19 protein-coding genes are annotated in these 18,908 nt (G+C 62.9%); 8 read left to right on the plus strand and 11 right to left on the minus strand.

Going from position 1 to position 18,908, the window contains the following annotated elements:
* Window positions 1-69 precede the first annotated feature (69 nt).
* Entirely contained in the window at window positions 70-498 is a 429-nt protein-coding gene (locus tag CTR53_RS01520) for an HIT family protein (protein WP_290808781.1), read from the plus strand.
* 14 nt (window positions 499-512) lie between these two features.
* Complete coding sequence (locus CTR53_RS01525; protein WP_290808783.1) at window positions 513-1,190, plus strand: hypothetical protein; 678 nt, start codon at window positions 513-515, stop codon at window positions 1,188-1,190.
* Between the two features lie 66 nt (window positions 1,191-1,256).
* Here CTR53_RS01525 and clpA read toward each other — a convergent pair whose 3' ends face one another.
* The 4 genes from clpA to CTR53_RS01545 all read right to left on the minus strand — a co-directional run bounded on the left by clpA (window position 1,257) and on the right by CTR53_RS01545 (window position 5,595).
* The gene (gene clpA, locus CTR53_RS01530; protein ID WP_290808785.1) at window positions 1,257-3,632 is read right to left on the minus strand and encodes an ATP-dependent Clp protease ATP-binding subunit ClpA; all 2,376 of its coding nucleotides are present in this window, start codon (window positions 3,630-3,632) and stop codon (window positions 1,257-1,259) included.
* Between the two features lie 16 nt (window positions 3,633-3,648).
* The gene (clpS, locus tag CTR53_RS01535) at window positions 3,649-3,978 is read right to left on the minus strand and encodes an ATP-dependent Clp protease adapter ClpS (RefSeq protein WP_144069601.1); all 330 of its coding nucleotides are present in this window, start codon (window positions 3,976-3,978) and stop codon (window positions 3,649-3,651) included.
* A 178-nt stretch (window positions 3,979-4,156) separates the two neighbouring features.
* The gene (locus CTR53_RS01540) at window positions 4,157-4,675 is read right to left on the minus strand and encodes a phasin family protein (RefSeq protein WP_290808788.1); all 519 of its coding nucleotides are present in this window, start codon (window positions 4,673-4,675) and stop codon (window positions 4,157-4,159) included.
* Between the two features lie 197 nt (window positions 4,676-4,872).
* Window positions 4,873-5,595, minus strand: a complete 723-nt coding sequence (locus CTR53_RS01545) for a hypothetical protein (RefSeq protein WP_290808790.1) — start codon at window positions 5,593-5,595, stop codon at window positions 4,873-4,875.
* Window positions 5,596-5,791: 196 nt separating this feature from the next.
* Here CTR53_RS01545 and CTR53_RS01550 point away from each other — a divergent pair, with 196 nt between their 5' ends.
* The 3 genes from CTR53_RS01550 (at window position 5,792) to CTR53_RS01560 (ending at window position 9,661) form a co-directional block, all read left to right on the plus strand.
* The gene (locus tag CTR53_RS01550) at window positions 5,792-7,027 is read left to right on the plus strand and encodes a D-alanyl-D-alanine carboxypeptidase (RefSeq protein ID WP_290808792.1); all 1,236 of its coding nucleotides are present in this window, start codon (window positions 5,792-5,794) and stop codon (window positions 7,025-7,027) included.
* 160 nt (window positions 7,028-7,187) lie between these two features.
* Complete coding sequence (locus CTR53_RS01555) at window positions 7,188-8,237, plus strand: adenylate/guanylate cyclase domain-containing protein (protein WP_290808794.1); 1,050 nt, start codon at window positions 7,188-7,190, stop codon at window positions 8,235-8,237.
* A gap of 179 nt (window positions 8,238-8,416) precedes the next feature.
* Entirely contained in the window at window positions 8,417-9,661 is a 1,245-nt protein-coding gene (locus CTR53_RS01560) for a nitrate/nitrite transporter (protein ID WP_290808796.1), read from the plus strand.
* A 7-nt stretch (window positions 9,662-9,668) separates the two neighbouring features.
* On the opposite strand, the gene CTR53_RS01565 is transcribed toward CTR53_RS01560, so the two are convergent.
* Window positions 9,669-10,982, minus strand: coding sequence for a UDP-glucose/GDP-mannose dehydrogenase family protein (locus CTR53_RS01565; protein ID WP_290808798.1), 1,314 nt, complete (start codon window positions 10,980-10,982; stop codon window positions 9,669-9,671).
* Window positions 10,973-11,842, minus strand: a complete 870-nt coding sequence (galU, locus tag CTR53_RS01570) for a UTP--glucose-1-phosphate uridylyltransferase GalU (RefSeq protein WP_290808800.1) — start codon at window positions 11,840-11,842, stop codon at window positions 10,973-10,975. Before galU ends, CTR53_RS01565 begins: the two co-directional genes overlap by 10 nt.
* A gap of 298 nt (window positions 11,843-12,140) precedes the next feature.
* Here galU and CTR53_RS01575 point away from each other — a divergent pair, with 298 nt between their 5' ends.
* From CTR53_RS01575 to CTR53_RS01585, 3 genes are read left to right on the plus strand one after another with little or no spacing between them, the layout of a single operon-like run.
* A complete protein-coding gene (locus CTR53_RS01575) occupies window positions 12,141-12,908 on the plus strand; it encodes an enoyl-CoA hydratase (RefSeq protein WP_290808820.1) in 768 nt (255 codons plus the stop codon).
* Between the two features lies 1 nt (window position 12,909).
* Window positions 12,910-13,413, plus strand: a complete 504-nt coding sequence (locus tag CTR53_RS01580; protein ID WP_290808802.1) for a CoA-binding protein — start codon at window positions 12,910-12,912, stop codon at window positions 13,411-13,413.
* A gap of 4 nt (window positions 13,414-13,417) precedes the next feature.
* On the plus strand, window positions 13,418-14,728 hold the full coding sequence (locus tag CTR53_RS01585; RefSeq protein ID WP_290808804.1) for an O-acetylhomoserine aminocarboxypropyltransferase: 1,311 nt from the start codon (window positions 13,418-13,420) through the stop codon (window positions 14,726-14,728).
* Between the two features lie 28 nt (window positions 14,729-14,756).
* Here CTR53_RS01585 and CTR53_RS01590 read toward each other — a convergent pair whose 3' ends face one another.
* The 5 genes from CTR53_RS01590 to CTR53_RS01610 form a co-directional block, all read right to left on the minus strand.
* The gene (locus CTR53_RS01590; protein ID WP_290808806.1) at window positions 14,757-15,968 is read right to left on the minus strand and encodes an MFS transporter; all 1,212 of its coding nucleotides are present in this window, start codon (window positions 15,966-15,968) and stop codon (window positions 14,757-14,759) included.
* A gap of 96 nt (window positions 15,969-16,064) precedes the next feature.
* The gene (locus CTR53_RS01595) at window positions 16,065-16,454 is read right to left on the minus strand and encodes a DUF423 domain-containing protein (RefSeq protein WP_290808808.1); all 390 of its coding nucleotides are present in this window, start codon (window positions 16,452-16,454) and stop codon (window positions 16,065-16,067) included.
* The gene (locus tag CTR53_RS01600) at window positions 16,451-17,512 is read right to left on the minus strand and encodes a hypothetical protein (RefSeq protein ID WP_290808810.1); all 1,062 of its coding nucleotides are present in this window, start codon (window positions 17,510-17,512) and stop codon (window positions 16,451-16,453) included. The genes CTR53_RS01595 and CTR53_RS01600 overlap by 4 nt, the downstream gene beginning before the upstream one ends.
* Window positions 17,513-17,590: 78 nt before the next feature.
* Complete coding sequence (gene cutA / locus CTR53_RS01605) at window positions 17,591-17,914, minus strand: divalent-cation tolerance protein CutA (protein WP_290808812.1); 324 nt, start codon at window positions 17,912-17,914, stop codon at window positions 17,591-17,593.
* Window positions 17,907-18,908, minus strand: a 1,002-nt coding sequence (locus CTR53_RS01610) for a COX15/CtaA family protein (protein WP_367158929.1), incomplete at its 5' end; no start/stop codon positions are given. The genes cutA and CTR53_RS01610, both read right to left, overlap by 8 nt.

Consider the following 18,908-nt stretch of genomic DNA (forward strand, 5'->3'; position numbering starts at 1 on the left):
TCTGTCTCGACTGCTCAAGAGTATATTGGGGACCCGGGGTAACATCGGGCTTGTTTGGGAGGTACTGACATGACGGGATTACCGCACGACGACGGCTGCATCTTCTGCAAAATCGTCAAGGGCGAAGCACTGAGCTTCAAGGTCTACGAAGACGATCTCAGTTTCGCCATCATGGACATCAATCCGTTCAACCACGGCCATACGCTGGTGCTGAGCAAGGGGCATTACACCAATCTCCACGAGGCGAACGAAGACGCCGTGGCAGCTGTCGCCCGAACCGCGAAGAAAATTGCCGCCGCTGTCGTCGACGCCGTCCCGAATGACGGCGTCAATATCGTGCAGGCGAACGGACCCGGCGCTGCGCAATCCGTACAGCACTATCATCTGCACATCCTGCCACGCCGGCTGGGCGACAATGCCAAGCTGAACTGGAGCCTGACGCCCGGCGATCATGAAATCATCGCCAAACAGGCGGCCGATATCCGGGCCAGGCTGTAGCCGTGCATCCGGTAGTGACAGCGGCCCGGTTTTTTCTGCCGCTGATCCTGCTGTCAGTCCTGCTGACCGGCACTTCCGTCGCCGCCACGGATTATGCCGCGGCCTGTCGCGATGAGGCTCAGCGCGGCCTTACCACTGCCTGCGAGAAGGCCATCGCGGTCAACCCTAATGATGCGGAATTGCATGCCCTGCTCGGCCATGCCTATTTCGCCAGCGGCTTTTACGCCGAAGGGCTGCAGGCGTTGCGTGAGGCGATCACCGTCTCCAGGGGTGCACCAGCGTATCGCTACCGCTATGCCGGTTTTGCCGCACTGATTAACGAATACCCCAAAGCGGCGGCCGAACTCGAACTGGCTGTGGCCGACGAGCCGCGCAACCTGAAAGCCTGGACCCTGCTGGCCGACTGCTACCGCTACATGAAGGACAAGCCGCTGGCCCTGCGCGCCGGTCGCAAGGCGGCCGAACTCGGCGATCCAGCAGAATCCTATATTCTGTCAACGCTCTACAATAGCGGCGACGGCGTCAGCATCGATCCGAAAGAAGAACTGCGCTGGCTAGAACGCGCGGCCAAAGCCGGCTATGCCGCAGCGGTACAGGATATCGTGCGTTTCTATGCCGATGGCCGCCCCGGCATCCCACCTGACACGGCCAAACGCGACTACTGGCAACGCAAGGCGAAGAAGCTCGAATAGCCCGCCAGATTCAAACTGCCGCGTATCGCGGGCAGAAAAGAAGCGACGCTCTGCCGGCGCCGGCTATCAATGCGCGTATTCTGGAATCTTACCGTCCGGTGCACCATCTGCCCCCCCGCTGCCACCCTTGGCAGCTTTGTCGGCGGTGTATTCGAAGGCCAGCTTGTCGTCCACGACCTTCACGAGGACATGGCCGCCCTTCGCCAATTGCCCGAACAGCAGTTCGTCGGCCAGCGGCTTCTTGATGTGCTCCTGGATCACGCGGCCGAGCGGCCGGGCGCCATAGAGCTTGTCGTAGCCGCGCTCGGCCAGCCAGGCGCGCGCTTCATCGGTCAGGGCAACGGTAACATTGCGGTCTGCAAGCTGACCTTCCAGCTGGGCGACGAATTTATCGACCACCTTGTTGATCACCTCAAGCGACAGCGCGGCGAAGGGAATCACCGCATCCAGTCGATTGCGGAATTCCGGCGTGAACATCTTCTTGATGGCTTCCTCGTCCTCGCCTTCCTTCATGTCGCGGCCAAATCCGATGGCCTGCTTCGACATTTCAGAGGCGCCGGCATTTGTCGTCATGATCAGCACGACATTGCGGAAGTCGACATGCTTGCCGTTGTTGTCGGTCAGCTTGCCGTGATCCATCACCTGCAGAAGGATATTGAACAGGTCGCCATGCGCCTTCTCGATTTCGTCGAGCAGCAGCACGCAGTGCGGATGCTGGTCAACGGCGTCGGTCAGCAGGCCACCCTGATCGAAGCCGACATAGCCCGGCGGTGCGCCGATCAGGCGACTGACGCTGTGGCGCTCCATATATTCCGACATGTCGAAGCGGATCAGTTCGACACCCATGATGGCGGCAAGCTGGCGCGCCACCTCGGTCTTGCCGACACCGGTGGGGCCGGAGAACAGATAGTTGCCGATCGGCTTCTCGGGTTCACGCAGGCCGGCGCGGGCCAGCTTGATCGCACTGGACAGCGCCTCGATGGCCTTGTCCTGGCCGTAGACCACGCGCTGCAGTTCGGCTTCCAGGTTGCGCAGAGATTCCTTGTCTTCACGCGATACCGACTTGGGCGGGATGCGGGCGATCTTGGCGACGATGGCCTCGACTTCCTTCACGCCGATAGTCTTGCGGCGCTTGCTTTCCGGCTTCATCAGCTCGGCGGCGCCCACCTCGTCGATTACGTCGATCGCCTTGTCGGGCAGTTTGCGGTCGTTGATGTATTTCGCAGCCAGTTCGACAGCGGCCTTGATCGCATCCTCGGTGTAACGCACGCCATGATGCTGCTCGTAGTAACCCTTGATGCCCTTCAGGATCTTGATGGCATCGGCCGGGGTCGGCTCGTTGACGTCGATCTTCTGGAACCGGCGCAGCAATGCGCGGTCCTTCTCGATGTAGGAGCGGAATTCCTTGTAGGTCGTCGAACCGATGCAGCGCAGCGCGCCCGAAGCGAGGGCAGGTTTCAGCAGGTTGGACGCATCCATTGCGCCGCCCGAAGTGGCACCCGCGCCGATCACCGTGTGCATCTCATCGATGAACAGGATCGAGCCAGGCTGACCTTCCAGCTCCTGCATCACCTGCTTCAGACGTTCCTCGAAATCGCCGCGATAGCGCGTACCCGCCAGCAGGCTGCCCATATCGAGCGCATAGATGGTGGAGTCTTTCAGAATCTCCGGTACCTCGCCGCGCACGATGCGACGCGCCAGGCCTTCGGCAATGGCTGTCTTGCCGACGCCGGGATCGCCGACATAGAGCGGGTTGTTCTTGGTGCGGCGGCACAGGATCTGGATCGTGCGTTCGATCTCGGCCTCGCGGCCGATGAGGGCGTCGATCTTACCAGCCTTGGCCTTCTCGTTGAGGTTGACGCAATAGGCGCTGAGCGCCTCCTTGTCCTTGCCGGCGTTCCGGTCGCTGCCGCCGCGCTCGCGGTCGCCACGGTCGGCGCGTTCTGCACGCTGCTCGACATCGCTGTCGGCGCCGCGCACCGGACGGCGGTCACCGCGCCCCGGCGCCTTGGCCACGCCATGGCTGATATAGCTGACGGCGTCCAGGCGCGTCATGTCCTGCTCCTGCAGGAAATGCACGGCATGGCTTTCACGTTCGGAGAAAATCGCAACCAGCACGTTGGCGCCGGTCACTTCCTCGCGGCCGGACGACTGCACATGGAACAGCGCGCGCTGTACGGCGCGCTGGAAACTCAGCGTCGGCTTGGCATCCTGCGGAATGCTGACCACCAGACCGCGCAGTTCTTCGTCGATGAAGGTGCCGACGCGCTGGCGCAGCTTCTCAACATCGACATTGCAGGCACGCAGAACCGCAATCGCATCCTGATCTTCGGTCAGGGCGAACAGCAGGTGTTCCAGCGTGGCGAATTCATGCTTCTTGGCGCCGGCGAGCGACAGCGCGCGATGCAGGGTCTGTTCAAGCGTGCGGGAGAAAGATGCCATCCGTCCTGAACCTCCCTCAGTCGCGTTCCATCGTGCACTGCAGCGGATGCTGGTGCTGGCGCGCGAAATCGATCACCTGGGTAACCTTGGTCTCGGCAACTTCGTAGGTAAAGACGCCGCAGATGCCGACACCCTTCTGATGCACGTGCAGCATGATGCGGGTGGCATCTTCCCGCGCCTTGTTGAAAAAGCGCTCAAGCACATGCACGACGAACTCCATGGGAGTGTAGTCGTCGTTCAGCAACATAACCTTGTACATGGGCGGCTTCTGCGTCTTTGGCCGGGTCTTGGTGACCACGCCGACCTCGGTGCGCCCGCGCCCGTCACGTCCATCCCGTTCGCTCATGCCTCAGACCCAGCAAACTTGCGGCACCATGAAAACAATTGGTGCACGGAATGATGATATGGCCACGCCGGTTAAAAATACCAGTAGCCTCGGGACAAAAAAAGAGCCCGGTTTTGTGACCGGGCTCCTAACATACTCTACTGGGGAAGAAACTCTGGCGGCGACAGCCGCCGTCATATTAGGCAGCGAGCGGCTTCACCATCTTTTCGACGGTGGCCTGAACCTGGGCGTTGATCGGCGCGAAAGCGTCCTGCGCGACCTTGGTGGCCACTTCGCTCAGCTTCGTGGTGTGAGCGGTGTAGGCCTCGAAGGCGCTCTTGGCGTAGCCGTTCTGCAGCTCGATCAGTTCCTGCAGGGTCTTGGCGCCCATCATCGCCTTGGCAGCGGAAATCTGGTCTTCCACCTGCGTCTTGGTGAAGGCCATGACTTCGGCATTGATGGTCTCGAAGCCCTTGGTGGCGACGTTGCCGGCGGTCACATAGGCTTCGACCTGATCCTTGCCGAGCTTGGCGGCGTCATCAACGCTCTTGGTGACGGCGTCGAAACGCTCCTTGCTCATCGAGAACGCCTTCTCCAGCGCTTCGGTGCTGGCAGTGATCGTCTTCTCGACCTGCTCCTTCGAGGCGAACATCACTGCCTCAAACGGATTGGCGAGAGCTTCGGTTTCGGTGCCTTCGATCTTCTTCTTGGTGGCCATGGGGTGCTGTCCTTGCTGTGTCGGGGTTTGTCACGGGCCTGACCCGCCTTGAGCGGGGACGGCAGAATGAATGATGCTGCACTGCAACAGCCCTGAATTTAGGCACTCCCTGACCACTCGTCAATGGAAAAATTGTGCGCTGCACAAAAATCTTGCGCAGCGCACTAGAATCGGCGGAAATCTACAGAAATCGCCCGTTAGTTGAACAGGATGCCCTGGCTGTAGGTCAGGCCGTTCTCGCCGACCATGTAGCGATGGGGCACCGATTTCACACCGCGCTCGGTCCCCTGACTTATCATGGTGCCATAGGGCGGCAGCGGCACTTCGTATGGCTCGATCGGCTTCTCGACAGTCTTGTCGAACGGCGCCACGGCCCGCAGCAGCGGCACGGCCATGCGGTCGAAGTCCGGCGAGGGCCAGGCCCAGGCGTTGAAGTGGAATTTACCCTCCCGGCAGGCGCTGGCAGCCCAGTAGAAGGTATCGCCGCGCAGGGCCAGGCCCTTCGATGCCGGCGCCTCAAAGCCGGTGGCAGCGATGGCCTGTTTCAACTGGGTGAATTCTGCCGGATTGAGGCGGTAGAGCGCCTGTTCCCCGTTCCAGGGCCTCAGAGGGTCGCTGATCAGGATGTTATTCAGCAGCCCCCGCCCCAGCACGCGGGCCTCCATCATGGCGCCGCCGTCGGGCTGCGCCGTGATGTCGTAACTACGCTGCTGGTCATCCTGCCGGGCATTGTAGACCAGCCGGTATCTGGCCGGCTGGCCGGGTGCGCAGGCCCGTGCGAGATCGTCGCCCCCGACATAGCGGTCCCAGGTCAGGGCGCGCTGCAGGGGATTGTCGGTCGGTCCCTGGGACGCGCAGGCCGCCAGACCTGCCGCCGCGATAACGGCTGCCGCCAACACTTTGTTAAAGCTCTTGATCATAGTCTGCGCTTTCCTGCGTTTTCCGGCCACCGATCCGGGTGAATCCATGTTGATTCAATCTGTTAGTAAACAATACGCTGGACAAGGGGTAGGTCTGGTTAATATCCTTCTCCCGATTCGCGGCCAGGGGGGCACCCGGTCGTTACCCGCAGTCAGGGCACCAGTTGCCCTAAGGGATACCGAGGTAAGGCAGATAATGATGCGAACTGATTTGGCCAAGGGGCGGATTCTGCCGGCTATTGTAACAATCTGTTTCACCGTCCTGGCTTTCGCCTTTACCGCCGCCCCTGCCCTGGCCGGCCCCTATTCCGCCATCGTGGTCGATGCCGATAACGGCCGGGTCCTGCATGCCCAGGAGGCGGATGCCCCGCGCTACCCGGCCTCGCTGACCAAGATGATGACCCTGTACATGGCCTTCGACGCCCTGAAAGACGGCCGCCTGAAAATGGACCAGCGGCTGACCGTGTCGAAGCATGCCGCCGCCCAGCCTTATGGCATTGCCCTGCGTGCCGGCCAGACTATCACCGTCCGCGACGCCATCCTGGCCGCGATCACCAAGTCGGCCAACAATGCCGCCGCCGTGCTGGGCGAGGCCATCGGCGGCAGCGAGAAGCAGTTCGCGACGATGATGACCCGCCGCGCTCACCAGCTCGGCATGCATAACACCGTGTTCCAGAACGCCTCCGGCCTGCCCAACACCAAGCAGAAGAGCACGGCCCGCGACATGGCCACGCTGGGCATCGCCCTGATCAAGAACCACAAGAATTATTACAGCTACTTCTCGACCGCCGAATTCGAGTGGCAGGGTGCTGCGATCCGCAACCACAACCATATGCTGGCGCGCTACGAAGGCGCCGACGGCATCAAGACCGGCTTCATCGCAGCATCCGGTTTCAACCTTGTTGCCTCGGCCAAGCGCGACGGCCGCCGCATCGTGGCGGTGGTCTATGGTGGCACCAGCGTGCAGGCCCGCGACAACCGCATGATCCAGTTGCTCGACATCGGTTTCGAGAAGCTGGAGAACGGCGAAGATCGCAACGCCCCGTTGCTGATGGTCGATGCGCCGAAGCGTGACCAGGGCATCGGCCTGATCTCGAATGCCGAGGCCGCCGTTCCTGCTCCGACCGCTGCCCGCGCCAGGCAGATCAAGAAGGCGACCCAGGCGGCAGCGCCGCGTGACACTGCCACACCGACCGGCGAGTGGGCCGTGCAGCTTGGCGCCTTCAAGCAGGCGGCCTCCGCTGAAAAGGTTCTGGACCGCGCGCGCGGCAAACTGCCGGAGGCAGAACCGCTGGTCGATGCCATCGATGCCGGCAAGATGACGCTATACCGCGCCCGCCTCACCGGCCTGACCCAGACCTCGGCCCGCCAGGCCTGCGAGCAGTTCAAACGCGAGAAGATGACCTGCTCAGTCATTTCGCCCGACGCCTGAGCGCGACAGATATTTCGGGAAAGGCCGCGGCAATCCAGGTTGCCGCGGCCTTTTTCTTTTTCGGCTGGTTGTGCGCCTCGGCACAAGATAGCAGCCACGCCGGCTTTCCTGTTCGTCTGCAGCTTTTTTATGATCCCGCAATATTCTTGAGCGCTGAGCCATGGATCTGACCCACACCCGCCGCCGACGCCTGAACCTGCTCTACATGTTCATGCTGCTTGGCATCGTCCTTGGCGGCGCCTATGGCACTGCCGTCGGCGTGCTGATGGAAGGCACGCTCGGCCCGCATGTCCTGTTCCACGGCACGCTGCGCGGCTGTTTCACCGGCCTGCTGGTCAGCGGTGCGATTGCCGCCTTCGAACTTTATGTCGTCGAAGGTGCCAATGGCCTGCGGCGCCGGCCCTTCTGGCAGCTGCTGGCGATCAAGGAGGTGGTCTATATCGGCGCCATCCTCAACGGCGACTGGCTTGGCAGTGCCCTGCTTGGTACGCCCGGCGATCCCGGCTCCGGCTGGAACCGCATCACTGCGATCACTTTCTTCTTCTCGGTCGGCTTTGCGCTGCTGATCAACTTCGTCATGGAAATGTCGATGCTGCTCGGCCCCGGCGTACTCGGCAACATGCTGCGCGGGCGCTACCACCGGCCGCGCCAGGAACGCCGGCTGATGGTGTTTTTCGACATGTGCGGCTCCACGGCCATTGCCGAAAAGATTGGCGACATGGCTTTCCACAGCCTGCTCAACCGCTTCTTCGTCGACCTGACAGAAGCCGTACTCGCCTGGGGTGGCGTGGTGCACAAATATGTCGGCGATGAGATGATCGTCACCTGGGCCCTGGATAGCGGTGGCCGCAACCCGGCTGGCGCTTATGCGGCGGTGCGTGAGGCGCATCGGCGTTTTGCCTGCCAGGCCGAACGCTATCGCCGCGATTTCGGCGTCTCGCCCGACTTCCGCGCCGTGCTGCATGCCGGCCCGGTGATTGCAGGCGAAATGGGCGAGGTGAAGCGCGAGATCGTGCTGCTCGGGGACACGGTCAACACCACGGCAAAGATCGAGACGGTTGCCAAGACCCTGCCCGGCAACATCGTTGCCTCCGCCGAAGCCCTTGCGGCGGCAGCGCTGCCGGAGGGCATGACGTCTCGGTATCTCGGCAGCTTTCCACTGCCCGGCAAGTCCGCTCCGGTCGCCTTGTACAGCATCACAGAACGATGAAAATCCTTGCCCCGCCCACGCTGACAGGCGCTTTTGCATTTGCTATTTTGAGTCTTGCCCGAAGCCCTGATTTGTCGCCTGCCCTGGCTGCAGACGACATGGCATCCCGCCCCTTGGTTGCTTCTCCCTGTCCGGCCGCCTGCGCCGGCAGGAGGGCGTAGCCAAAGAGGACCAGGGCAATGCCCGCTTCGACTGCTCCCGTCAGCACCGCCTTCGTCGCCTTCCGCGTGCTTCTGCCGTTTGCCTGCGGCTACTTCATGTCTTACCTGTTCCGCAGCGTGAATGCCGTGATCGCGCCCAACCTGCAGCGCGACCTCGGCATCGGGGCTGCCGATCTCGGTACGCTGACCGCCGCTTACTTCCTGACCTTCTCGCTGTTCCAGCTGCCGCTCGGCATCCTGCTCGATCGCTTCGGTCCGCGCCGGGTACAGGCCTGCCTGCTGCTGCTGGCCGCGCTGGGTGCCGTCGTCTTTGCCATCGGCACCAACCTTTCGCATCTGGTGATCGGTCGTGCGCTGGTCGGTTTCGGTGTTGCCGGCGGGCTGATGTCCGCCATGAAAGCCATCGCGCTCTGGTTACCCAAGGAGCGCTGGGCGCTGGCCAACGGCGTGTTCATGACCGCCGGCGGCCTTGGTGCACTCGCCGCAACGCTGCCGGTCGAACTGGCGCTGGAGCATTATCACTGGACGGTCCTGTTCTGGGGGCTGGCAGGCCTGACCGCCTTCGCCTCGGCGCTGATTTTCTTCATCGTGCCGGAACGCCACGCGGCCCCCGTCGCGACATCCACACTGCGCCAGCAGTTGCGCGACTGCGGCCGTTTCCTGGCCGATGCGCGTTTCTGGCGCATCGCGCCGGTGTCGATGATGGGCATGGCCAGCGGCATGTCGATCCAGGGACTCTGGGCCGGTCCCTATCTGCGCGATGTCGGCGGCCTTGACCGGGCCGGCGCCGCACAGGTGCTGTTCGTCATGGCCGCGGCACTGACTGCCGGCTTCACGCTGACCGGCATCGCTGCCGACCGGATGCAGCGCCGGGGCATCCCGCTCGGCCGTATCATGGCCTGGGGCGTGGTGTTCTATGCCGTCGTGCTGGCGGCGATGGCCAGTGGCTGGGTGCCGACCAATCCGCTGCTCTGGATCGCGTTCGGCATCCTGTGCAACACCACCGTGCTGGCCTATCCGATCCTGAGCAGCCAGTTCACACCGGACCAGGCCGGGCGCATCAACACACTGCTGAACGGTGTGGTGTTTGGCTTCACCTTCTTCGCCCAGGCTGGCATGGGCTGGCTAATCGCCCTCTGGCCCCGCGACGCCAACGGCGGTTATCCGTTGGTCGCCTATCAGTGGACGCTTGGGCTGGCGATGGCCCTGCTGCTGCTCGGACTGGCCTGGTACCTGCTACCGCGTCGCGACGATCTCAAGTAACGGGCGCTTACTGAACAGGGGGGCGACCGACCGAGTAATAACGGAAGCCGGCCTGCTTCATCTCCGACGGCTTGTAGATATTGCGCAGGTCGACCAGCACGGGCTGGCGCAACAGCGTCCTGAGTCGGTCAAAGTCGAGCGCACGGAACTGGTTCCATTCCGTGATGATCACCAGTGCGTCTGCACCGGTTGCCGTCTCATATGCCTCGTCGCACCAGACCACGTCCTTGAGCAGCTTCTTTGCCTCATGCATGCCTTCCGGATCGTAGGCGCGCACGGTGGCGCCGGCCGCCTGCAACACCGGCAGTATCTCCAGGCTCGGGCTGTCGCGCATGTCGTCGGTCTCGGGCTTGAAGGTCAGGCCCAACACGGCAATGGTCTTGCCCTTCACCGATCCGCCGCAGGCTGCGACCACCTTATCGGCCATGCGGCCTTTGCGCCTGTCGTTCACGTTGATGACGGTTTCGACAATGCTGAGCGGCGCATCAAACTTGCGGCCGGTCGCAGCCAGCGCATTGGTGTCCTTCGGGAAGCAGGAACCGCCATAGCCCGGACCGGCATGCAGGAACTTGCCGCCGATACGGCCATCCAGACCGATGCCGCGCGCGACATCCTGCACGTTCACGTTCACCTTTTCGCACAGATCGGCAACTTCGTTGATGAAGGTGATCTTGGTGGCGAGGAAGGCGTTGCCGGCATACTTGATCAGCTCTGCCGTCTCCAGTGTGGTGAACAGGATCGGCGTCTCATTGATATAGAGCGGGCGGTACAGCGCGCGCAGCAACTCCTTGGCCCGGTCGCTGTCGGCACCGCAGACCACACGGTCGGGGCGCATGAAATCCTCAATCGCCGCGCCTTCGCGCAGGAATTCCGGATTGGAAGCAACCTCGAATTCGGCGTCGGGCCGGGTTTCGCGGACGATGCGTTCCACTTCGCGGCCGGTACCGACCGGCACGGTCGACTTGGTCACGATGAGCGTGTAATGCGTCAGCGCCTCGGCAATTTCCTTGGCGGCCGCATAGACATACGACAGGTCGGCTTCACCATCGCCACGACGCGACGGCGTTCCGACGCCAATGAACACTGCATCGGCATTGGACACCGCAGCCTTGATATCCATGGTGAAGGACAGCCGACCAGCCTTGACGTTGCGCGCCACCAGATCTTCCAGACCCGGCTCGAAAATGGGAATCTCGCCGCGCAGCAGGCTGTTGATGCGGTCGGGATTCTTGTCCACGCAGGTGACGGTGTGGCCGAATTCGGAGAAACAGGTTCCGGATACCAGGCCGACATAGCCGGTACCGATCATCGCTACGCGCATTCTCTACCCCCAGTTCCGCAATAAGCGGGCGACATCGCCGTGCTTAAAGCGTCTTGTAAACCTCGCGGACGATCTCGGCCGCNNTCGCCGCAATCATAACGCGTGCCGCTGAAGCGCAGGCCATGGAATGGCACTTCGCTGATCATGCGCGCCAGGGCATCGGTCAGCTGGATCTCGCCACCAGCGCCACGCTGCACCTTGTCGAGATGATCGAAGACCGAGGGCTGCACGATGTAACGGCCGATCACGGCAGTGCGCGACGGCGCCTTGTCCGGGCTCGGCTTCTCCACCAGGCCCTTCACCTCGACAAGCTTGTCGCTGTCCTTGCCCGGCGAAACGATACCATAGCGCTTGGTGTGCTCATGCGGCACATCCATGGCGGCAATCATGTTGCCGCCCACCTTGTTGTAGGCCTCGACCATCTCGGCCAGGCAGCCTTTTTTGGACAGGATCAGATCGTCCGCCAGCAGCACGGCAAACGGCTCATCGCCGACCAGCGACTTGGCGCAGCGCACGGCATGGCCGAGCCCCATCGGTTCCATCTGGCGCGTGTAGGACACAGCACCGGCCTTGGGCATCCAGCTGTTGATCAGCTCCAGCATGTCGTTCTTGCTGCGCTCCTTGAGCACATCTTCCAGCTCGTAGGAGCGGTCGAAGTGATCCTCGATCGCCTGCTTGCCGCGGCCGGTGACAAAAATGAATTCCTCGATGCCCGCGGCCTGCGCCTCTTCCACGGCATACTGGATCAGCGGCTTGTCGACGACCGGCAGCATTTCCTTCGGCATTGCCTTGGTGGCCGGCAGAAAGCGGGTACCGAGACCACCGACGGGGAACACAGCTTTGCGGATCGGACGAATCATGCGACAGGCACTTTCTTGTTGTTCGACATGGGCGATTCGGGCCCAGGCCACTGCGCGGTTTTACGCCGCCGGCCCGGTCTCGTGCAACTGGGGCGAAGCGCCCCAACCTGACTTATGGCCGCCTTTCTTGGCCCGATAATGGGGCAGAAATGCGACCCCAAACGGGGCGCGGCGGCGCCGGTTCCGGCCGCTTTCCCTACAGGGGCCCAAACCCTATCATGACCGCAGTCCGTTACCGAAATACCCGGAGAGGCCCGTGTCTGCCGCACCCGATCTCACGCCTGCCGATACCCCGGTCCTGCGCAGCCAGCCTGCCGCCGGCATCGTTCGCCTGACCCTGAATCGGCCCAAGGCCTATAACAGCCTGTCCACCGGGCTGATGACGGCGCTGCAGGCCGAACTCGACGCCATCAAGGCCGAACGGAACGGTGTCAAAGCGGTGATTATCGCCGCCAACGGTCCTGGCTTCTGCGCCGGCCACGACCTGAAGGAAGTTCGGGCTAATCCCGGCCGCCAGCAATATGAGGCCCTGTTTCGGCAGTGCTCGATGCTGATGCAGTCGGTGGTTGCCCTGCCCCAGCCGGTCATTGCCCAGGTGCACGGTGTGGCCTCTGCGGCCGGCTGCCAGCTGGTGGCGAGCTGCGATCTGGCTGTGGCGGCCGACACTGCGCGTTTTGCGACGCCCGGCGTCAATATCGGACTGTTCTGCTCGACTCCGATGGTGGCACTGTCGCGCAACGTGTCGCGCAAGCATGCGATGGAGATGCTGTTGACCGGCGACCTGCTGCCGGCGGCCCGGGCGGCGGACATCGGCCTGATCAATCGTGTGGTACCCGAAGCCGGTCTGGCCGATGCCGCACTGGCGCTGGCACAGCAGATCGCCGCCAAGTCGCCGCTGACCGTGAAGATCGGCAAGGAGGCGTTCTACCGCCAGATCGAGATGCCGCTGGCGCAGGCCTACGACTATGCCAGCCGGGTGATGACGGAAAACATGCTGGCGCGCGATGCCGAGGAAGGTATCGACGCCTTCATCGAGAAGCGCGACCCGAGCTGGGAAGGCCGCTGAAATGACTGCTGTGATGGAAAAGATCGATCACGACAATTACGACGACGAGTATATCCGCAGCATCCTGCGCAAGGTGAATGCCATCGCCATGGCCGGGGCCAGCGCCAACTGGAACCGCCCGTCCTATTTCGCCATGAAGTACCTGCAGCAAAAGGGCTACCGCGTCATCCCGGTCAACCCGAAGGAAGCCGGCAAGGAAATACTCGGCGAGAAGGTCTACGCCAGCGTCAGCGAGATTCCGGTGAAGGTCGATATGGTCGACTGCTTCCGCAATTCCGACGCCATCCCGCCGCTCGCCGACGAGGCCATCAAGGTCGGCGCCAAGGTGTTGTGGATGCAGTTGGGCGTGCGTAACGAGGCCGCCGCGCAGAAGGCCGAAACCGCCGGCCTGAGCGTGGTGATGAACCGCTGCCCCAAGATCGAATATGGCCGGCTCAGCCGGGAGATCGGCTGGATGGGCGTTAATACCCGCGTCGTCAGTTCGAAGCGTCAGCGTAGGATTTAGAGTTATGACTGAGAATAAGAACCGCACGGCAGAAAACACCTCGCCTTATGGCTTCGACACGCTGCAGGTCCATGCCGGCACCGCGCCCGATCCCGTCACCGGCGCGCGCTCGACGCCGATCTACCAGACCACGGCCTTTGTGTTCGAGGATGCCGACCAGGCCGCGTCACTGTTCAACCTGCAGAGTTTCGGCAACATTTATACCCGCCTGACCAATCCGACCACGGCGGTACTGGAGCAGAAGGTTGCGGCACTCGAAAACGGTCGCGCTGCCACGGCAGTGGCCAGCGGACATGCGTCGCAGGCCGTTGCCTTCCATATGCTGATGAGCCCGGGCGATCATATCGTCGCCTCTAGCAAGCTCTACGGCGGCTCGATCACCCAGCTTGGTGTCAGCTTCAAACGCTTCGACTGGCACACGACCTTTGTCGATCCGGACGACCTCGACGGTTTCCGCACGGCGATCACGCCGAAGACCAAGGCGATCTATGCCGAGAGCCTGTCCAATCCCGGCGGCGTGATTGTCGACATCACGGCGCTGGCCGAGATCGCGCATGAAGCCGGCATTCCGCTGATCATCGACAACACCATGGCCTCGCCCTATCTCTGCCGCCCCATCGAGCATGGCGCCGATATCGTGCTGCATTCCGCCACCAAATTCCTGGGCGGCCATGGCAATTCGATGGGCGGTGTGATTGTCGATTCCGGCAAGTTTGACTGGGGCCAGAACGACAAGTTCCCGCATCTGTCGAAGCCGTCGCCGGCTTATCACGGCCTCACCTTCTGGGAGACTTTCGGTGATATGGCCTTTGCGGTGGCCTGCCGTGTCATCAGCTTGCGCGATCTGGGTCCGGCGATCTCGCCGTTCAACGCCTTCATGATCCTGACCGGTATGGAGACGCTAAGCCTTCGCATGCGCAAGCATTGCGACAATGCGCAGGCCGTTGCCGAATTCCTGTCGAAGCATCCGCAGGTGGCCTGGGTGAATTATGCCGGCCTGCTCGGCGACAAGCACTATGCGCTGGCGCAGAAATACCTGCCCAAGGGTGCCGGCTCGACCTTCACCTTCGGCCTGAAGGGCGGCTACGACGCCGGGCTCAAATTCGTCGATGCCGTGCAGATCTTCTCGCATCTCGCCAATGTTGGCGACACGCGCAGCCTGGTGATCCACCCGGCCTCCACCACGCATCGCCAGCTGACACCGGAACAGCGCGCCGCTGCCGGCTCCGGCGACGACGTGATCCGGCTCTCCATCGGCATTGAGGACGTGACCGACCTGATTAAAGACCTGGATGGGGCACTCAATGCGGCCTGACGATCGCGGTACACTGAGCGCGGTGTGATTACTCTGCTGCCGCTGGTGCTGCCGTCGCCTGCGGGTCGGTTGCCCTGTCACGTGGCAGCAGCAGTGCAAATACCCCTGCCCCAGCCGCAGCCACCGCCAGCAGGATGAACAGCACGTCCAGCGTGCCGGTCATGCGGTAGATCACCGGGATTACGGCCACGCCCAGCGAAGACACGCCGAGCGTCAGCACGAATTTCCCTCCAAAGGCTCGACCGCGCCATTGCGGCGGCGTGTATTTCGCCAGCAGGGAATTCTCCGCCGCCTGCCCCGCCACATTCAGGCTGACCATCAGCGCCGCCACCGGCACCAGCGCCGGATGGATCAGCATCATGGCAATGATGATCACCGGAATCTGCAGCCATTGCACTGCGGCATAGACGCTGCGCAGCGCATAGCGGTCGGCCAGTTCACCGCCAACGAGCTGTGACAGTGCCGAGCAGGTGTAAACAATGGTGACCATGCCGCCGATGCCGAGCATGCTGTCGTTGAACCAGTCCGACAGGCGGGTATCGAAAATCTTGGGCAAGGCAAAGGCCGTCGCCTGGAAGATCAGCCCGGTGCAGAGCATGGTGGCCGACATCACCCAGAAGACGCGCCAGATGTCGCTCTTGCCCGGCGCCGGCGTCGGCACGGCATCCTCGCCGCGATCCAGCAGCCGGTCGGTCTGTCGTGCCCAGAGGAAAGCCACACCGGTGATCAGGCAGACCGCGCCCGGCAGAATGAAGGCCGTGCGCCAGCCATAGAGGTCGGCCAGGAAGCCGGCCACGAGGGCCGCGGCTGCCGTGCCGATGGAGCCGAACACGCCGTTGATGCCGAGCGCGCGGCCGCGGTTGACGGCATTGCGCACCAGCCAGGGAATCCCGACCGGATGATAAATCGCCGCGAAGACTCCGATACCAGCAAGGCCAAGGCAGATGGTCAGCGGCGTATCGGCCATGCCGGTCGCGATCGAGCAGAGGCCGACGCCAAGGAAGAATAGCGACATCATGCCCGAGGCGCTCCACTTGTCGCCCATCCAGCCGGCCGGCAGGGCTGCGGCGCCGAACAGCACGCTCATCGGAATGGAGAGCGCGAACAGCGTGTCATAACCCATGCCCCATTCGCGTTCGAGTACCAGCACCACGGTGGCATAGAGCAGCGTGAAAAGATGGGAATAGGTATGGGCCAGGCTGGAAAAGACCAGCGTCAGGAAACCGGAGGAGCGGGACATTTTTTTGCGGACTCGGGCGGCTAGGATTGCCGCCAGCCTACGCCCGTCAGCCCACGGAGCAAGCCCCTAAAATGCCCCCCTACATTATTGCTGGGTTCATTGTTGCCGACGGGAAAACACCGCGTGCAGGAACAGCGCCAGCCAGCCCAGAACGAAAAAGCCCAGTCCGGGCTTGGTCACCAGTCCCGCCCAGCCAGGTGCAATGCCGAAGGCAAAAGCATAGAGCGAGCCGCTGAACAGCAATTGCCCGACGACGAAGCACCAGCCTGCCGCCGGGAGCCAAAATCCCGGCGCGTAGTAGTCGTCGCGGTTCCACAGCAGCGCGACGCCCAGCAGGGCAAGCGCATGGATCATACCGTAGCGCGCCGCCGTGATGCCGAATTCGATCTGCTCCGGATCGCTCACCAGGTGGCGGATGACGGCATCGCCCAGCGCACCGACGGCACCGGCCAGGGCAGCAAAGGCGATCCAGAAGCGATCCATCATTGCACCGTCTTCGGTGGGGAAAGGAAACGGAAGCTCTGTTCCAGCCAGGCGCGGCGTTCCGGGCTGCTGAACTTCCACAGATAGCGCTCGACCCAGTAATGCGCCAGCGTGATCGCGACGACCGCAGACACCGCGACCCGCACCTCGGTATCGTCGCCATCCAGCTGCACGCGCCCGCTGAACCGCCAGAGCACCACGCCACCGATCACCACCAGGGTGAACAGCAGCAGCGGCCAGACGGAAAAGCGCTCGGCCCGGCCGGTGGCGCGACCGGCGGCATGCAGACCAAGGATCAGCACATACTGCAACCCATGCGCCACTGCCCAGGCCACCAGCACCAGCAGCGGATCGGTAGAAAGGTAAGTCGGCAGGAAGAAGAAGACGCAGCCGAGGAAGATCACCAGCGCAAAGGGCTCATGCCGACGCCAGTTGGCGATCAGATAGTAAACGGTGAACGGGATCAGCACCGCATAGATCACCAGCCCGCCGTAGCGCAGCAGCGAAAAGACCGGATCGATCTCGCTGAGATCAAGCGGCCAGGTTTGCCGATTCAGCGTAAACATCACCGGCGCGAAGATGTGATAACCCGCGAGCAGGCCCGCGATGTTCCCCGCATTAAGCGCATGGCGCTCCAACCGCGCCATCGGCCGGCGGTAGGAGATGCGGGTCGCGAAGGCAACCACGCCGAAATTCTGCCGGCCGAAATGCCACATGCCGAAGAAGGTGTAAAACAGCATGAACGCCGTCACCATCCACAGTGGCGACGCCACCAGAACTGCGGCCGTGGCAGCCATCAGCAGCAGCGGGACGACGAGCAGAGTCAGCAGCGGCCGCGGGACGCCGACCAGTTCGCGTGCATCGACCAGCAGGTAAAGCGTCGTAAAGACATGCGGCGCGGCCAGCAGCTCCAGCACACGCAGCGCACTGCTGCCGGCCAGGCCGACGTTGCCAGGCATGGCCAGATGCGACGCGGCCAGCAGCACCGGACCAAGTGTCGCCAGCGCCATGAACAGGAGAAAAGACCGGCCGGTCAGCAACGGGGCAAGGACGCGGTCCATTTGACTAGACTCCAGCAAAACCAACTCACCGGGAAGATACTGGGGCCGGTGCGCCAGAGCCTGTGACCGTTCGAGGGCTTAGCCCGTTGTTTCAGCCAGCAGCCAGGCGACGTAATCGGGATTGCCGCCCTGCCCTATGGACAGCGGCAGCACGCAGGGGGTGCTGTAGCTATGCGCCGCCTTCACCGCTGCGGTGACGGCCTCGACCAGGTCGGTGCGGGTTTTCAGGATCAGCACGGCTTCCTCGCCCTGCTCCAGTTTGCCCTGCCACCAATAAACCGACCGCATGCCGGGGATAATGTTGGCGCAGGCGGCCAGCCGTTCGCCCACCACCTTCTGCGCAATCGCCTCGGCTTCGGCAACACTGGCGGTCGTGCAGTAGAGCAGGACGATCTCAGTCATTGGCCTGCAGAGCCCGGTCATGCCACAGCGCGACGGACATGCCCAGCACCACCACCGCACCCGCCTGATGCAGCGTGCCCAGCGCCACCGGCACATGCGCCAGCAGCGTGGCGATGCCAAGACCAAGTTGCACCAGCACGGCCGTTAGCAGGCCGTGGCGCAGACCGGTGGCCGCGCGGCCCTTCAGTAACACCACAGTGACGACCGCCAGCACGAAGACACAGTAAGCCAGCATGCGATGCTGGAACTGCACCGTCATCGCAGTCTCAAAAAAGTTGATCCACCAGGGATCGGCGATCAGCAGGCCTTCGGGAACGAAGGCGCCTTCCATCAGCGGCCAGGTGTTGTAGGCCAGCCCGGCATTCATGCCGGCGACCAGACCGCCCGACAGCACCTGCAGGAAAACCAGCCCGACCAGCGCCGCAGCCAAACCACCCCCGCGACCTGAAACCATGCGGCCATGACGCGCCAGCGACAACCCACCCCAGAGCAGATAGGCGAAGATGAAGAAGGCCAGCCCAAGATGTGCCGTGAGGCGGTAGTGGCTGACATCGGGGTGATCGACCAGGCCGCTGGCCACCATGAACCAGCCGAGCGCGCCCTGGCAGCCACCGAGCAGGAACATCGCGATCAGATGCGGCTTCATGCCGGCAGGAATACGGCCCGCAATCCAGAAGCCGATCATCGGCAGCGCGAAGGCGACACCGATCAGGCGGCCAAGCAGGCGATGGACGAATTCCAGCCAAAAGATGTTTTTGAATCCCTCCAGCGTCATCCCGATATTGATCTTCTGGTATTCAGGAAACTGCTTGTACTTCTCGAATTCCGCTGCCCAGGCCGCTTCCGACAGCGGCGGCAGCCAGCCGGTGACCGGTTTCCATTCCACCATCGACAGGCCGGACTCGGTCAGGCGGGTCAATCCGCCGATCACCACCATCAGCGCCACGAGACCGGCGACAGTGAACAGCCACAGCGCCACGGCACGGGCATCGCC

The sequence above is a fragment of the Ferrovibrio sp. genome (genome assembly GCF_002796975.1).
Classification (GTDB): domain Bacteria; phylum Pseudomonadota; class Alphaproteobacteria; order Ferrovibrionales; family Ferrovibrionaceae; genus Ferrovibrio.